The organism is Pseudoalteromonas undina (assembly GCF_000238275.3).
Taxonomy (GTDB): Bacteria; Pseudomonadota; Gammaproteobacteria; order Enterobacterales; family Alteromonadaceae; genus Pseudoalteromonas; species Pseudoalteromonas undina.
The window spans coordinates 1,615,131-1,631,876 of sequence record NZ_AHCF03000003.1 but is presented as its reverse complement, the minus strand read 5'-3'; the positions used below and the strand labels follow the sequence as shown (position 1 = coordinate 1,631,876).

At 37.1% G+C, this 16,746-nt stretch carries 16 protein-coding genes; 12 read left to right on the top strand and 4 right to left on the bottom strand.

What is annotated here, in order from left to right; all coding sequences use genetic code 11:
• The first annotated feature begins 10 nt into the window (after nucleotides 1-10).
• The 3 genes from PUND_RS11160 to PUND_RS11150 are packed head-to-tail and all read left to right on the top strand — an operon-like array spanning nucleotide 11 to nucleotide 2,998.
• Nucleotides 11-337 carry a PilZ domain-containing protein gene (locus tag PUND_RS11160; protein ID WP_010389644.1) on the top strand — a complete coding sequence of 109 codons (327 nt, stop codon included), beginning with the start codon at nucleotides 11-13 and terminating at the stop codon, nucleotides 335-337.
• Nucleotides 338-354: 17 nt separating this feature from the next.
• Nucleotides 355-1,134 carry a TatD family hydrolase gene (locus PUND_RS11155; RefSeq protein WP_010389645.1) on the top strand — a complete coding sequence of 260 codons (780 nt, stop codon included), beginning with the start codon at nucleotides 355-357 and terminating at the stop codon, nucleotides 1,132-1,134.
• A gap of 4 nt (nucleotides 1,135-1,138) precedes the next feature.
• Entirely contained in the window at nucleotides 1,139-2,998 is a 1,860-nt protein-coding gene (locus PUND_RS11150; protein WP_010389646.1) for an alkaline phosphatase D family protein, read from the top strand.
• 147 nt (nucleotides 2,999-3,145) lie between these two features.
• Here the strand turns inward: PUND_RS11150 and PUND_RS11145 are convergent, their stop codons facing one another.
• The 4 genes from PUND_RS11145 to PUND_RS11130 all read right to left on the bottom strand — a co-directional run bounded on the left by PUND_RS11145 (nucleotide 3,146) and on the right by PUND_RS11130 (nucleotide 7,782).
• Complete coding sequence (locus PUND_RS11145) at nucleotides 3,146-4,462, bottom strand: O-antigen ligase family protein (protein ID WP_174375333.1); 1,317 nt, start codon at nucleotides 4,460-4,462, stop codon at nucleotides 3,146-3,148.
• Nucleotides 4,463-4,526: 64 nt separating this feature from the next.
• Nucleotides 4,527-5,072: a hypothetical protein gene (locus PUND_RS11140; RefSeq protein WP_010389648.1), complete on the bottom strand. Its 546-nt coding sequence runs from the start codon at nucleotides 5,070-5,072 to the stop codon at nucleotides 4,527-4,529.
• A 21-nt stretch (nucleotides 5,073-5,093) separates the two neighbouring features.
• Nucleotides 5,094-7,100 carry a bifunctional diguanylate cyclase/phosphodiesterase gene (locus PUND_RS11135; RefSeq protein ID WP_010389649.1) on the bottom strand — a complete coding sequence of 669 codons (2,007 nt, stop codon included), beginning with the start codon at nucleotides 7,098-7,100 and terminating at the stop codon, nucleotides 5,094-5,096.
• Nucleotides 7,084-7,782: a transglutaminase-like cysteine peptidase gene (locus tag PUND_RS11130; protein WP_010389652.1), complete on the bottom strand. Its 699-nt coding sequence runs from the start codon at nucleotides 7,780-7,782 to the stop codon at nucleotides 7,084-7,086. The genes PUND_RS11135 and PUND_RS11130 overlap by 17 nt, the downstream gene beginning before the upstream one ends.
• Before the next feature lie 258 nt (nucleotides 7,783-8,040).
• Here PUND_RS11130 and galU point away from each other — a divergent pair, with 258 nt between their 5' ends.
• From galU to PUND_RS11085, 9 genes are all read left to right on the top strand, one after another.
• Nucleotides 8,041-8,943, top strand: a complete 903-nt coding sequence (gene galU / locus PUND_RS11125; protein ID WP_010389654.1) for a UTP--glucose-1-phosphate uridylyltransferase GalU — start codon at nucleotides 8,041-8,043, stop codon at nucleotides 8,941-8,943.
• A gap of 1 nt (nucleotide 8,944) precedes the next feature.
• The gene (locus tag PUND_RS11120) at nucleotides 8,945-10,288 is read left to right on the top strand and encodes a UDP-glucose dehydrogenase family protein (protein WP_010389656.1); all 1,344 of its coding nucleotides are present in this window, start codon (nucleotides 8,945-8,947) and stop codon (nucleotides 10,286-10,288) included.
• A gap of 15 nt (nucleotides 10,289-10,303) precedes the next feature.
• Nucleotides 10,304-11,131: a glycosyltransferase family 2 protein gene (locus PUND_RS11115; RefSeq protein ID WP_010389658.1), complete on the top strand. Its 828-nt coding sequence runs from the start codon at nucleotides 10,304-10,306 to the stop codon at nucleotides 11,129-11,131.
• Nucleotides 11,132-11,235: 104 nt separating this feature from the next.
• The gene (locus PUND_RS11110) at nucleotides 11,236-11,553 is read left to right on the top strand and encodes an acyltransferase (protein WP_240539510.1); all 318 of its coding nucleotides are present in this window, start codon (nucleotides 11,236-11,238) and stop codon (nucleotides 11,551-11,553) included.
• Complete coding sequence (locus PUND_RS11105) at nucleotides 11,546-11,998, top strand: glycosyltransferase family protein (RefSeq protein WP_010389660.1); 453 nt, start codon at nucleotides 11,546-11,548, stop codon at nucleotides 11,996-11,998. Before PUND_RS11110 ends, PUND_RS11105 begins: the two co-directional genes overlap by 8 nt.
• Complete coding sequence (locus PUND_RS11100) at nucleotides 11,998-12,504, top strand: glycosyltransferase (protein WP_010389662.1); 507 nt, start codon at nucleotides 11,998-12,000, stop codon at nucleotides 12,502-12,504. The genes PUND_RS11105 and PUND_RS11100 overlap by 1 nt, the downstream gene beginning before the upstream one ends.
• 22 nt (nucleotides 12,505-12,526) lie before the next feature.
• Nucleotides 12,527-13,672 (top strand): hypothetical protein, encoded by a 1,146-nt coding sequence (locus PUND_RS11095; protein WP_198501065.1) that lies wholly within the window; start codon nucleotides 12,527-12,529, stop codon nucleotides 13,670-13,672.
• Entirely contained in the window at nucleotides 13,665-14,837 is a 1,173-nt protein-coding gene (locus PUND_RS11090; protein WP_084601841.1) for an O-antigen ligase family protein, read from the top strand. The genes PUND_RS11095 and PUND_RS11090 overlap by 8 nt, the downstream gene beginning before the upstream one ends.
• Nucleotides 14,834-16,735, top strand: a complete 1,902-nt coding sequence (locus PUND_RS11085) for a hypothetical protein (RefSeq protein ID WP_010389665.1) — start codon at nucleotides 14,834-14,836, stop codon at nucleotides 16,733-16,735. The genes PUND_RS11090 and PUND_RS11085 overlap by 4 nt, the downstream gene beginning before the upstream one ends.
• Nucleotides 16,736-16,746: the final 11 nt, after the last annotated feature.

The window sequence follows — 16,746 nt, the reverse complement described above, 5'->3', positions numbered from 1 at the left end:
AGGACTAGATATGCAAGAGCTATTAGTAGACATAGACGACCTTGACGAACTATATCGCTGTTACATGCCTTTTTTAAAAAAAGGTGGCTTGTTTGTACGCACCAATATGCGTTATGAACCAGGATATTCACTTGCCTTACGCGTTACCTTGCCAGATGCGCTAGAAGATGACGTGGTTACCGGAAAGGTTACGTGGGTCACTCCACAAGGCGCTCAGAGCTCAAATCCACCGGGGATCGGCATTAGCTTTTTAGATGACAAAACCAATCTAAACGCGAAGATCGAAAAACTGCTGGGGACTATGTTAAACTCCGGCAATCCAACTTATACCATGTAGTAAAAACAGGCCTTATTTTGATTGTAGATTCTCATTGCCATTTAGACCGTCTTGATTTTGATAAACTCGATTTAAACCTAGACCAAGTACTTGATAACGCTCGCGCTAAAAAAGTAGAACATTTTTTATGTGTAAGCGTCACACTTGATCAGTTCCCCAATATGCTAGAGCAAATAAAACATTACAACGACGTTTCTGCGTCATGTGGTGTGCATCCGCTCGATCAAAAAGACGCACTCAACAAACAGCAATTAATTGATTTAGCCTCACACGACAAAGTGGTGGCGATTGGCGAAACTGGGCTCGATTATTACTACGCAAAAGACATCCATGCAGTGCAACAAGCGAGTTTTGTTGGCCATATTGAGGTAGCTAATGAATTACAAAAGCCACTTATTATTCATACTCGTGATGCCCGTGCCGATACCATTAATTTAATGCGTGAGCACAAAGCAGAAAATTGCGGTGGGGTACTTCACTGTTTCACCGAAGATTGGGATATGGCCAAAAAAGCCATTGATATGGGCTTTTATATCTCTATTTCAGGCATTGTGACCTTTAAAAATGCGGTAGAGCTTAAAGAGGTAGTAAAGCAAATTCCTCTCGATCGACTGCTTATTGAAACCGACTCGCCTTATTTAGCACCAGTCCCATATCGTGGTAAAACTAATCAGCCAGCGCATGTTGAAGACGTGGCTTATTACATTAGTGAACTCAAAGGCATTAGCTTTAACGAGTTGGCAAAAGCCACTACTGATAACTTTTACTCTTTATTTAAATTAGCAGCTAAAGGCTAACCTCATGACGATTCTCTCGGTGCAACACCCGCTGTTAATTATGGGGCCCATGGTGCGCCGAGCAGAAAAAGCTGCAGTTTGTATTCAGTTTGCTACTTCAAAGCCAGTAAATTGCCGTGTAGAGCTAATTGGCTACGAGTGCTATAGCGAACAAGACACCATAAGGCTAGGGGAGCATTTATTCTTACAGTTTGTGGTAATTAAACCTATAAACAGCCAATTCCCGCGCGATACTTTATTATTATACCAACTATTTTTTGATGACAGCCCTGTTGATTTATCTGCGTTTAGCTTTAACAATAAGCCATTACCTGAATTTGTGATCCCCAAAAAACTGACACAAATATTACATGGTTCGTGCCGCAATGCGCATCATCCTGCAAAAGACAGCCTAGTAAGTTCAAGCCATTGGCAAGCCGTTCAGCGAAGTAATGAACAGCAGGGGGCACAGTTATTATTGCTTTCGGGCGATCAAATTTATGCTGACGATGTAGCTGGCCCTATGCTACTAGCTATACATCAGCTAATTAAACACTTAGGTATTTATAAAGAGCAGCCACTTGATTTAGATTTACCCGCTGACATTGCAGAGCAACTATATGGTCGCCATTACTTGTTACCAACTACTTCATGGAAAAACCGCTCAAAACTAGGTATTGGCTATTGGTTAAAAAAGGACGAACCGCATTTTTCCAGTGTTAAAGCGTATAACCACCTAATTCATTTTGAAGAGTTTGTAGCGCTGTATTTACTCAATTTTAGTAGCCAAGCATGGCAATACATTGACCTAAATAACTTAAGTTACTCAGGTGGTAACGAAAAAAATCAAACGCTATTTAATGCAGAAAAAGCCGCATTAATTGACTATGCACAAGGTTTAGCAAAGGTAGAGCGATTGTTTGCCAACGTATCTACCTTAATGATGTTTGATGACCATGATGTAACCGACGATTGGAACCTCACCGCAGGGTGGGAGCAAGCCATTAATCAAAACCCTAGCAGCAAGCGTATTGTAAATAATGGCTTAGCGAGCTATTGGTTGTTTCAGGGAATGGGCAACGACGCACTACAAAAAACCGGATCGTTACTGAGCCCTTTTAACGACGGTTTAGCCGGTGATAAGCAGTGGCAATTTAAAAGCTTTGATAAGCACCTGAACGACTTTAGCCATTGGCATTATGAGTTAATGACCATTCCTAAAGTGGTGGTGCTCGATACCCGTACGCACCGTTGGCGTAATGAGCAAAATTTTAACGAACCTTCAGGTTTACTTGATTGGGAACGCCTCACAGAGCTTGAAGAAAGCCTATTAAGCCACGACAAAGTCATTATTGTGTCGCCTGCTCCCGTGTTTGGAGTTAAATCGATTGAGGCAATTCAAGCGGTGTTTAACATGTGTGGGCAACCACTTATGGTTGATGTAGAAAACTGGATGGCGCACGAAGGCTCAGCCAAAAAGTTACTTAACACCTTTAGGCGCACCGACACCCCAAACGAAACGCTGATTTTATCCGGCGATGTACACTATTCATTTTGTTTTTCGGTGCAAAAGCGTTTTGGCGATCACCCCAACAGAATTTGGCAACTGACTGCAAGTGGCATTAAAAATGAGTTTCCGCGAAAGTTAATAAATGTACTCGACAAGCTCGACTCTATTTTATACGGCCCCAAAAGCCCACTAAACTTTTTTACCAAACGCTGGCATATGGAAGTAGACAAGCACCAAACTAAAGGAAAAGGGCAAAAGTACTTAGTAAGCGATTCAGCGATTAGTTTAGTCACGCTTGAAGCGGGTAATTTAGCAAGGTACCAGTTAATCCACGGGGACGGCCACACCACCGAATTTGATTTAGAAGAACAGTAATTTAAATACAGGAATTAGGTTTTAGGTGTTAGGTTGATATTATTGCCAACTTGTAGCAGCGATTTCATGTCACGTCATTTTTTTAATGTCGCGAGCGGCGGGCGACGGGTTTCGAGATTAGGCCCGTAACCCGACCCCCGCAGCCCGTTAACTTCGTCGTTTTTTAATCCGTTTTGGTGCCGGTAACTTGTTGGTCAATATAGCTAAACATAACACCACTATAAACAGCATTGAGTTTGCGCCGGCTTGTAAAGAGTAATCAACTGACGAATGTAGCATCATTGCTACAATAGCTGTAGCGCAACCAAACGCCACCCCCTGATAAAGCGCTGTTTTACGCGTTCGCATAGTATTAATACATAACCACAAACAATAAAGCACCAGGAGTCCTAATAACGCTGTGGCAGGAATGCCTAGCTCAACTGCAAATTGCACATAATCGTTATGCGCATTGTCGTAATAACCAGAGTAGGGCTCAGATTGATACGCAGGAAACGCAGTATAAAAAGTACCGCCACCAGAGCCCAATAATGGGTTATCTAAAATCAGCGGAATTGAGTCTCGTACAACTTCATCCCGTGTTTCCGACTGCAAGCTGGTTTCGCTAATCCGTTGTTTTACTTTTTCTACATCGAAAATGGCACCAATAATAATTAAATCGATAATGAAAAAGCTCACAATCAGCAATTTAAATGCTTTAGGCTTTTGCTTATAAACAAACAGCGCTAGTAAGCTTACTATTATTAAAGCGATAAAAAAGGCCGAGTTACCCATACGGCTGCGAGTTAAAATAAGCGCCACAATAATAATAATTAACGAAATTCGTAAAATGATTTTAGAGCTCAATAATATTTCGGCCCAGGCGCGTAGCGTTTGTTTTAAAGTAGGTTTATAGCCATTGTTAGTGCGTTTTAATTCGCTAATTAAAACACCAATGCCTAAACATAAACATAAAGCTAAGTAATTAGCTAAAAAGTTAGAATAGGTAAAAGTACCAATTGCACGATCTGTATGTTTGTAACCAAATAAAGGACTTACTATATCGGGCGATAAGTTTAAATAACTAGCATACAAAGCTTGAAATACACCGGCACAAATAACAGCATAAATTAATTTTTTAATTCGCTCGGCACTATTGCAGTAGTTAAATACGAGCCAGCTCAACATGAGTAAAAAGCTGCTTTTTAATAACATTTGTTTGGTTTGAAATGCATCAACGCTTACGCTAAATAGTTGTATACCACAAACTAAAACAACTGCACTTAGAGTAAAAAATAGTGGCCAAGAATAGCGGGGTGGAAACAGCGATTGGTTGTTATTTAACACACTGTGGGTAAGGTGAGTAATAAAGGTAAAGCTAGTTAAAATGCCAATAGCTAAAATTGCCCAAGGTCGGTAACTACCTAAAGGAAGAGGGAGTAAAAATAGGGTCAAACAAATAAGAAAGAATATAAAACGATTCAAAATAAACTCAAACAAAGTAAAAACGCAGCCAATAGGCTGCGTTTAAATATACTAAAAGTAAAAACTAGTTACCGACTTCAGATATACCGTTATCACCGCCTGTACCACCAGAACCTGGAGGTGTAGGTAATGTTGGTAAGCTTACTACTGGTGGAGCTGGCTGGTCAGTACCCGGACCTGCAGCAGTTGCTTCAGAAGCGGTCGTAGCATCAACACCCGCAGTAATTGCTGCCAGTGTAATTGCATCAGAGTCTAAGCCTGCAGCTGTAAGTGCTGCTAAAAAGTCAGAAATTAAAGGGTTATCTGCACCAAAGTTAGCTACAACAGCGGCAACCATTGCATCAATATCTGCAGCGCCACATGCGCCATTAAGCAGCTTTTCGTCTAACTTAACTTCTTCTTTGTTTTTACAAATGCGTTTAATAGCTTCTACTAAATCTTCGCGTAATTGCTCAGGTGAAGTATCTGCTGTTACATTATTAAGAATATCAATTATGCTATTTATGCCCACTTCTTGAACCACCGCAGCATTATCCGTTTGTGCATAGGTTGGAAGAGCAGTAAGTGCTGTTGCGCTAGCGACTAAGCCAGCTAAAAGTAATTTTTTCATTTCTCGTCCCTTGGTTGAGTACTAATTGCAAAATTTTAGCGCATCGGTGCAAAAAGTAAACTCTTTATTTACGCCATTTTCATTAGATTTAATAATTTTTGATGGTGGCAGTATTAAATTACCTTGTACACCATCACATCCTAAGTCTTCAAGTATTTCTAAAGTCTCGTTTTTTTCAATTAAACAGGCTAAAACTTTAATCCCAAAACCATGACAAATATTATTAACTGTTTGAATATAAAATTGGCTTTGCGGATTAGTTACTAAGTCTTGAATGTAGCTACCATCTATTTTTACATATTCAATATCAAGACCTTGTAAATATCTAAACGATGTTAAGCTGGTGCCAAAGTGCTCAATACATACGTTAATACCCAACTCTTTAATTGCATCTATATGTAACGATGCAACATGCACATTATACAATAAGCTTATTTCATGCAGTTCAAACAGTAAGTTAGTTTTTATAACCGGTTTAGTATGCGAATAAAGAGTAAGCCATTCTATAAAGTCAGTTGAATATAAAGATGCCTTACTAAGATTTAGTGCAAATACTTCATTTGGGTATTGCTCTTTAATATCAACAAAATTGCGTATAATTTTTTTATCGAGTTCTTCAGTTAAATTTAACTTTTCGGCCATGGCAAATAAGTGGCCATTATTAACTTTTTCGCCATCATGGATAAAGTGAGAAAACACTTCAAAGTAACATTGAGCATTAACTTTATTAGCTTGTTTTACGGGCTGTACCGAAAAGCTCACTTCACCAGCATTGATAATCGACTTAATCAGCTTACGCCACTGGTTAACGCTAAATAGTGACTCTTTATCGTTATTATCAATTGTAGTGTCTTCGCCTATAGTACACCCGGTGTCAAGCAACGACAGTACTTCACCAACACTTACACCTTGTTCAACTGCAACTATAGCTAAATTTGCATAGCCATTTATGTGTAGGCTGTTTTCTTTTTTACTTAATGTATCACTTAGCTCCAAACGAGCTTTATTTAAAAATAAAACGTCATAAGGGGCAAGTAACACAAACGTGCCGCCATTCAATCTAAATACCGTTGAATTTGGTAATTCTTCTGTGACATGTTTCAGTATTTTAGCTGCATCTAATACATGCTGGTCACCATCTTGGTAACTTACTATTTGGTTTATATTATTTAATGAGGGCAGGGTAAGCATCAACGCAGTAATTGGCGCATCGTCTGAAATGTTATTTACAACAGAATTAAAGTGGTTTTCAAACGACTTACGGTTACCTAGCCCCGTTAACGAATCTATATATACTTCTTCGGTCAGTGCTTGAGTTTGCTTGGTCAATGAATCAAACGTACTTTGTAAGTTTAAAACCATGTTATTGATGGCTTGTGTAACAGTACGAAGCTCCCTTGCTACCGGTATTTCTTTATTTAAGGTAAAGCGTTTGCGGGTTACTAAAGTGGCTTGATCTTCTACTGCTTTTAATGGCTTAAATACCGCACGTAATATTAAAAATGCAATAGCGAGTGATGCAGCCAATAGTAAAAACGAGCTATATAAGCTGCGAAGAGTGTGTTGCCACAAGGTTAAATACGATTGCCCTGTATGGCTAGTTACATCAAGTGTACCCGCCATCATCCAGCCATTATTTATTTCAGAATGCATAGTCGGGGCACTTAGTTCAACAGCACTAATAAACCAACTAGGAACTGATTCAACGCGTTTAGGGTTTTGTAACTCAAATACAGTATTATTTTGTACATCAGTAAACTTAATTTCACTGTAGTAACCAGAGTCAAAAATAGCGGTTGCCATCGTCTGGGCAATCATTAGGCTGTCGTCTTCTAAATAAGGAGATATAGAAAGCCCTAAACTAGTAGCAGTGTCTTGCGCATGACTGGCCATTTGCGTTTGTAAGTAATTACGGGTTGTATCCACGTCGGTAATAACGCGTACACAAAATGAAATAATCGAAATTAAAATGATCAAGCCATAAACTTGGGTCTTCAAACTCAATCCATATTTAAAGATTCGAGACATAACTACTAGTTCCTTTGTTGTTACCATTAGCGGGCGCAAGCTCACCTTGTTCAATTCGTTCTAGCATAGTGTTCCAAGCAGAAACCCCACGGCTATTTTTAACCTTATTACCTAACCCTTTCGATTTGGCTAACCACAAGCCTTGGCCGTTAAAACTATATATAGGCTTTAAATCGCCACGATTACTAGCAGGCACTAGCTTAGTATTAAAATTATCGAGCACCAACGGGATTTGGTCAGGTTGTTCAAAGTATATTAATACCATGTGCGGTTGATTAACGGTACGTTGGCGTACATACATAAAGCGTATTTTTTCTTCTGGGATACCCAAAGCGATTAAAGTAAAGTATTTAGCAATAACATAATCTTCGCAGTCACCCATGCCTACACCTAAGCTTTCTAGTGGGGTGGCCCAGTAGTCTTTTTTTTGCCAAAGATCGTCATCGGTTTTGTACTTTATATGCTTATTAAAAAAGTCATTAACTAAATGAATTTTTTGCCATTCACTTTTATTGGCAGAGTCATCTATAAAACTCAGCCACGTTTTTATTCGTTGGTGGCCTGCATCGCCGTAAAACTGTTTGGCACGGGTAATTATATCGCTATTACGCAAATGTAAAAGCATGTCTTGTGCACAAGCAAAAAAAGACACTAATATAATTATGCAAATTCCTACGCGCACAAATCCCATCCCTTAAAAGTTAACAGCACTATTATATTCCCATTGAAAGTAAATTGATAGATTACAAAAAAGGCAAAAATAACCAGTTAACAAAAAATTAACCTAAAACAGTCAAAAAGGCTGCTTTTTATATTGAGCGATTATATGTGTTGTGTATAATACCCGCCCATATGGTTAGTAGTGTTTTAAACTCGCTATTCGCAGCGGCATTTATAAATATCTACGTTATAACCAAAAGTAACTATAAAAGGAATTGAAGTGAAAGTATTAAAAGCAGTCTTGCCTGTTGCAGGCTTGGGTACCCGTATGCTACCAGCTACAAAAGCAACACCAAAGGAAATGCTTCCGCTAGTCGATAAGCCCCTCATTCAATATGTTGTAAACGAAGCCGTAAAAGCCGGTATTAAAGAAATTGTGCTGGTTACCCATGCCTCTAAAAACGCTATAGAAAATCATTTTGATACTAGCTTTGAACTAGAAGCCACTCTAGAGGCCCGCGTAAAACGCAGCTTGCTAGAAGAAGTTCGTTCAATAATCCCAAGAGATGTAAGCATTATATCGGTTCGTCAATCGGCGCCGTTAGGGTTAGGCCATGCAATACTTGAAACCCGGCCTATCATTGGCAATAACCCTTTTGCTATTTTGTTGCCCGATGTAATTATCGATCAATATAAGTCGAACCTAAAGGTTGATAACTTAACGCAAATGATCGACCGATTTGAGCGCACCCAGCATAACCAAATTATGGTTGAGCCCGTCCCACATCAAGAAGTACACAACTATGGTGTGGTTGATTTAGCAGGTAAAAAAATCCAGCCTGGTGAAAATGCAGCCATTACCAACATGGTTGAAAAACCAAATAATGACGAAGCGCCAAGCAATTTAGCAATAACAGGGCGTTATGTTGTATCGCCTGCTATTTGGGACTTGCTCGAATATACCCCTCCCGGTGCTGGCGGCGAAATACAATTAACAGATGCATTACTACAGTTACGTCATCTTGAAACAATTGAAGCGTATCATTTAAAAGGTAAGTCGCATGACTGCGGCTCAAAACTAGGTTACATGCTCGCAAACGTCGAGTATGCAATGCAGTCAACCACAATGGGTGAAGAGTTTACAAAGCGTGTGAAAGAACTGCTTAAACAACGAGAGATATAAAATGAAGGTTACTTTTTACGGAATTGGATACGTTGGCTTAGTTCAAGCCGCAGTTTTTGCAGACGCTGGCCACGATGTTTGCTGTGTCGATATTGATGAAACAAGAATAGAAAACTTAAAAAAAGGTATTATCCCAATATATGAGCCAGGGCTTACACCTATAGTGGAAAAAAACTTTGCCGAAGGGCGTTTAACATTTACGACAGATGCCCAGTTTGGTGTTGAATTTGGTGAACTACAGTTTATTGCAGTAGGCACTCCACCAGACGAGGACGGCTCAGCAGATTTAAAATACGTGTTAAAAGTAGCAGAAACTATTGCTACACATATGCAAAAGCCAAAAGTTATTATCGATAAGTCAACAGTTCCCGTCGGCACTGCAGATAAGGTTAAAGCAACAGTGCAATCAATTCTTGATAGCCGAAAAAGTGACTTAACCTTTTCAGTGGTATCAAATCCTGAGTTTTTAAAAGAGGGGGCTGCTGTTAGTGACTGTAAACGTCCTGATCGCATAATTATTGGTACCGATTCAGCTGATGCAGAAGAACAAATGCGCGAACTATATGCTCCATTTAATCGAAATCATGAAAAAATTATTGTAATGGATATTAAAAGTGCTGAACTTACTAAATATGCAGCTAACTGCATGCTCGCTACAAAAATAAGTTTTATGAATGAGATGGCTAATATAGCTGAGCGCGTAGGGGCTGATATAGAACATGTTCGCCATGGCATAGGCTCAGATCCGCGAATTGGTTATCAATTTATTTATCCTGGTTGCGGCTATGGCGGTTCATGTTTTCCAAAAGATGTACAAGCACTTGTTCGCACTACTGACGGCATAGGCTACGAATCAAAAATACTCAAAGCAGTTGAAGCAGTAAATTATGCTCAAAAGCATAAATTATTTGAATACATTACTAAGCATTATGATTTAGAGCAAAAGCCAGATGCAATAAAAGGCAAGACTTTTGCGTTGTGGGGTTTAAGCTTTAAACCTAATACAGATGACATGCGTGAAGCACCAAGTCGTATTCTAATGGAGCAGTTATGGGAAGCCGGGGCTAAAGTGCAAGCCTATGATCCAGAAGCAATGGAAGAAACGCAGCGTATATATGGTGCACGAAATGACTTAAGCTTTATGGGCACCAAAGAATCAGCATTAAATAATGCAGATGCCCTTGTTATTTGTACTGAGTGGCAAAACTTTAAAGCTCCAGATTTTTCGTTAATAAAGTCACTATTAACGACTCCTGTTATCTTTGACGGACGGAACTTGTTCGAACCTAAGAGGTTAAAAAATAAAGGCTTTAATTATTATTCTATTGGTCGAAATACTTTATAGTAGAAGGGTGTTAAAATGCTGACAATTATAATACCTGCATATAATGAAGAAAAATGTATAGAAAGAACGCTATCCGAATTAACGAATTTTTCGAGTTTGGAGGTTGAGGTAATTGTCTTACCAAATGGCTGTATAGATAATACAGCCGAATTTGTTAGAGCTAAATTCCCTTCATTTAGAGTACTTGAGCTTGATACCGGCTCAAAAATCTTGGCTATAAATAAAGGGCTGGAAATTGCGCAGTTTCAACATGTGCTTGTTCAAGATGCTGATGTTATTATAGACACGCAAAGTGTCAGAAACATTCTTAAGTTTATTGAAAATGAACAGTATTTATTTGCTTCTCCACAAACAAAAATAATTCAAGATGGCAGTTGTTTAACCAATATGTACTACTGTTTTTTGAAACTCACTCCTGCTTATAGGGTTGGAATGGTTAACTCTGGTGCATATCTTATTTCTCCAGAAGCTCGCGATATTTTAGGAACGTTCCCTCAAGTTATTGCCGACGATGGTTATGTTAAAGGTACCTTAGGTTCAGCAAACTTGACTACGATTCCTTCTTGTTATTCAGTTGTAATGAGTCCAAGAACAATTTGGTCACTTATTAAAATTAAAACGAGAAGTAAATTAGGCAATATGGAATTAAAGAATAAGTTTACGTCGCCCACTACAGGTAGTAATAGTTTTTCTTCTTTGCTTAAAGTAGCCATCAAAGAGAAAGCGTTGCTTAATTTTTTAGTTTATGCAGCGGTAATTTCAATAGCTACGCTTCGTGCTAAGTTGCAAATTAAAAAAATAAAGACAATCAAATGGGAAAGGGACGAGAGCACAAGAATATGAAAAGATTCATACACGTCTATGTACGACATTTTATATTATCCATCATCACACTCTGGTATATCCATTTTTATAAAATGAATATCCATAAAAGTGTTAGGATTTCGTTGAAAGCAAAGTTAGATAAGACAAACCCGAAAGGGGTTCACATAGGAGCTGGTACTTATATTGCGTTTGGTTCTGTAATTTTAACACATGACATGTGTAGAGCCATCCATAAAGACGTGAGAATAGGTGAAAATTGTTTCATTGGTGGCAATTCAATCATAATGCCTGGAGTTACCTTAGGCGATTCATGCATTGTAGCTGCAGGGGCTGTTGTGACAAAAGATGTAAGTTCAGGGACAATTGTCGCGGGCAATCCTGCTGTTGTTATTCGTGAAAATATTAAAACCAAAGCTTTAGGAATATTAATAAATGAGTAAGAAACTCATAGCAATTGCATCAACGGGTGGTCATTATGTGCAATTGAGCAGAATTATGAAGCAAGCTAACTTTGATTCTAATGACATTTTATTTGTACGAACGAAAGTAAATGAGCACGATACATCTTCTTTTGAGAATGAAACCTTAATTGAGGATGTGTCAAGAGACACTTTAGCCCGTACTCCAATAGTCGCTTTTCAATTGTTAAAAATTATTTTAAAGCATAAACCTAAATGGATAGTAACCACAGGTGCAATGCCAGGGTTAACCTCTATAGTAATTGGTCGAATATTACTTAGAAAAACCATGTGGGTGGATAGTATTGCGAATACAAAACAGTTATCTGCTTCGGGAAGAATGGCAAAGAAATTTGCGCATAAAACATTAACCCAATGGCCAGATTTAGCTGGCGATAATGTTGAATATAAAGGCCGAGTTATATAATGAAAGTTCTTGTAACCGTAGGTGCGCAATTACCTTTTGAACGATTGATAAAGGCAATTAACGATATAAATAAACCACTAAACTTGAATGTTTTTGCTCAAGTTGGTGATGATTTGAATGCTTACGATGGTATTCAAACTATCGATTTTTTGAGCTCCAATGAGTACGAAGCGAAACTTGATTGGTGCGATATTGTTATTGCTCACGCTGGTATGGGAACCATTATTCAGTGTCTGGAATTAAATAAAAAGCTTATAGTTGTGCCTAGGCTCGCTAAGTTTAATGAGCACAGAAATGACCATCAACTAGATACTATTTCAAGGTTTGAACCGTTGACCTCATCAACAAGCTTAATGCGGGTGTGCCGTGATGTGGAAAATTTGAAAAATATTTTCCAAGAAATAGAGAAATTAAGTGAGATGAATGATTTCTTCACCACTGAAAAAGAGCACGATACAGAAAACCTTGGTACATATATAAAAAAAATGATAGATGATGAAATATAAATTATCTTTATTAGTGGACTCGATGCTATCTTCGGGTGCTAATTTTCTAATAACTTTTCTCTTACTTAAATATGCGGGAAATGAGTCAGTAGTTATGTTTGGTGTTGCTATGACTCTCTCATTAATTTTCTTATCATTTCAAAGAACAATTGTGCTAATACCTTTTAATTTAAAGGAAGATAAGTGCAGTAAAGTTAGAGTCATTGAGTTTCTAAGTTGTTCTTTTTTTCTCTTAGTACTATTTATGATGTTGATTCTCATTAGCACCTATTTTGTTTTTCCATCTCAAGAACAGTGGCTTTTAGCCCCGGCTTTATTCGCTTTTTTGTTTATGCATGAAACATTTAGATATCTATTTATGGTGAGTAAGCTGTACTTTCTGCCTGTATTGGTATCTGCTATTTTGATGTTTACTCTTGCAGCTTCTTTATTGTTTGATGGTGTATCTATAAAACTTTTGATAAACACCTATTTATGTTTATTTTCTCTAGAGTTAATTGTAATCGCTATATACATTGTTTTTAAAAAAGCTCATACGGATGAACAGCAATGGGATATTTTTTTTTGGTTTCGTGATACAAGAAATTTATTAAATCGCAATGTTCAATCCATCTCTCAATTATTACTCGTGCACTCTCCTTTTTTGCTTGTATCGGCTCTGTATCCTGCAACAGTTTCTTCTATACTATTTATAGCTCGATCAGTATTTCAGCCAGTGCAAATATTGATCAAATCAGTGGAGGCAATTGATCAAAGAAAACTAGCTAGTATAAAAGATGATGCACAAATATTTGTGAAGAGTTTGTTCAAAAAGTATATTGTGATTTCTTTTGTTGCTTCATCACTTTGCCTATTAATAGCTGTTTATTTATTTCCAATTGTGTATGCCGATCAAGCTGTCCCTCAACTTAATGATTTATTATTCTGGGCAGGTATCCTTATTTGTTTATCTTGCTCCAGAAGTGTTGAAATGCTGCTCGTTAAAAACAATATGTATAAAAGAATGAATTCATCATACCTTTTATCAGGTTTGGGTGTTTCATCTCTTTTATTATTGAATTTAGTTCTTCATTTACAAGTTTCATTATCATTTTATATTTTTATTGGTTGGCTGTTTTTAGCAATGACTTATTATCTAATTGTTATAAAAGGGCTCTTCCATGAATAGGATAAGACTCTTTAACTTATTTCTCTTCTCAATATTTATTATTTTTTCTTTGTTTGTTTTCAGAATACGCGAATATGGAAGTGATAGTGTCGATTTTCAAATTGTATTAAGATTGATGGCATGGGGTGGAGGTATTTTAATTGCATTTATATATTTTTATAAATTCGGTTTTAGGGTGTCTAACAATCATGAGTTTTTATTTTTTGCTTTTATTCTCTTAGCCATATTGATGTTACCCTTTTCAATGCTCCCTTTCCGTAGCTTTGTTGTAGTGCTCTCATATGCAGCTTTTTACTTTTATTTTAAGTATGTAAAAAGCAGGTTTGGAGATGACTTTCTGCTTTATTCAATTAGCTTGTCATTCTTTATAGTTGTTTGTTTTTCTTACTTTTATTATTTAGCTTTACCCGATTTAGGAAGGCACATTTATTGGTTAAATGATGTTTTATTTGTAAGTCCTCGTATGAGTGGCGTATTCTCAACATCAAATGCAATGGGTGGGTTTTGTGCTGTATATTGCCTGTTTTTGTTACATTCTTTTAATAAGTCTGTTATTACAAAATCTTTTTTTATTATTGCATTCTTACTGTCTTTAGCTGCTTTGTTATTGAGTGATAGTAAGACTGCCTTTATATCATTTATTTTTTCATCGTTATTTTTATACAGAAGAAATAAGTTTATTCTATTTGTGATTTTATCAGGAATAATCTTCACCTCTTTATTAATAATATACGCTGCATTTGACTTTTATGGCTTCCTTGGGCATGTATCTCGCCACGGTGATCCTGAAGAAGTCCTCACCTTTACTGGCAGAACTTATATCTGGCCTGCGGTATTTGATATGGCACTTGAGCGGCCTTTTACTGGCTATGGTATTGGCGTAACATCTTTAGCTTTACCGAGATTAGAGGATATTATCGGTTATACACCTGCTCATGCTCATAACTTAATTTTGCAAGCTTTTTTTAGTCTTGGTTTGGGTGGCATGTTATGTATAACTGCAATTCTTGGCTATAATTTTGTTATTAAATGCAAAAATAGGTTAGGTAACTCGATGGCTGTTTATATTATAATTACTTCTTTATTTGAGGCCTCATTTTTATCTGGTGTTGCTGGTTACTCTATAATCCCTGTTATTTATATGGTTTTAAGTAAAGAAAAATGAGGTATTACTTATTTTTACTTCTTTTAAGCTCATTTAATAGTGTTGGAGCTATTGATGACTACAATTTAGTATTGTCTTCAGGTCAGTCTCTCAGTATAGGTCACACTAGCCAAGATATGAACCCGATAATTTTTCGAGATGAGGTTAACCCTAATAAAGTCTTTTTATTTAACGGTGTGCGGACGACAGCTCCTCGGTTCGACCAAAGCTTAGTAGAGAGTGACGTCAGGTTTTTAGAGCCTTTGAAAGATCTAACTAGACAAACACATGCATACTCGATGTTTGAAATGTTAGAGTATTTATATTCACTTGAGAATAAGCCTTTCCCTAAGTTTGTTTATGCACCTCATGGCCGTGGTGGGCAAAAGATAAGTAAACTGGAATACGGCACCGAACCATTTGAAAATGGACTCACAATGCTTAGAGCTGGTGAGCGATTAGCTTTTGAAAGTGGTGAAAACTTCAATGTTCCTTTTATTACTTGGATCCATGGTGAATCTAACGCAAACTCTAATTTACAGGAATATAAGCAGAAACTTAGTAAATTATATAATGCGTATAAGAACAAAGTACAAACGACTTCCTCTAAAACCCGCAATCCAATTTTATTTATGGATCAAACGGGTGTAAGTTATGGGCACGATATTGCTATCTCATCTTGGGAGTTTGCAAATGATAATGAAACAGTTTCTCTAGTAATGCCCAAATATTTTCTCAACAGAAATTACTTCAATAGATCTGATGAGAGAACTCACTTAAATGCAAAAGGTTACATTTTACAAGGTGAGTATTTTGCAAAAGCTATCTTTACTACATTTGAATTAAATAAAAAATGGAAGCCACTACAACCTGAGTTTTTAAGAATAGAAAATAACAAAGCTTTTGTAACGTTACATGTTCCAGAAGGGGATTTGGTTATAGATACTCAGACTTTGCCTGAGGCTCCAGGTTATGGTCTTAAATATATTTCTCCAAGTAATATAGAATATATACCTCAAGTGTCTATTCAAGGTAATTCTTTAGTACTCGAGTTTAATACTACACTCGAAGTAGGTGGAAAAATAGATAGTGGCTTTACACTAGATGACAGACAAAATACTGCTAATCAGAAAACTCCAGTAACGAACATCAGAGATACCTCAGAGTTTATTTCTTTTGTAGATCAGCAGCCACTTCATAATTGGTTAGTGCAATTTTCAATAGAGATTACACCTCAAACTCCAGGTATGTCTGCAGCTATAAATACAAGTGGTTACAACATATGGGATGGTGGGGATATTGTGGTAGACATACCTGAACCATACTCAATTATTGGAGGAAACTATAATAACAGAAATTTAAATTATGCTTTATATCGTGTAAGTTTTGATGCTGAGATTAAATCTGGCATCCCAATTCTAAACATTGGAGATTCAATTATACCAATCACAAAGGAGGGAAGAAATTCCTTTGTAGCAATCATTTGTGAACCAAATCAAGATATGGTTTCTGTAGTGAGTACACAAACTACGTTTACTGGTGCTATGCAGTCTATTTCTTTGAAGCCAATATTATCCGAAACCAACTTTGACCATAATAGTATCGATGAACTAGGTGATAATATATGGCCTAGTAATGTAACCGTTGAAAATTATGAAGCTGATAAGTTCTCTATAACTGGTGATTACTTCATTAAAACTAAGTTAAGATATCCCATATATTTACTCGAATATAAAGTCGAAATTGATGAAGGTTCTGCCTACATTAATATTGGAGATTTTCATAAAAAAATAAATAATTCTGGAATTTTTCATACCAGAGTACCAATTTGTAAACCGGAATATGGCCGCTTAAGATTCTCTACTGGTAAGACCGGATTTTCAGGAAAAATAAATAATATTGAGATAAAACCAATTTAAAGGAATATACT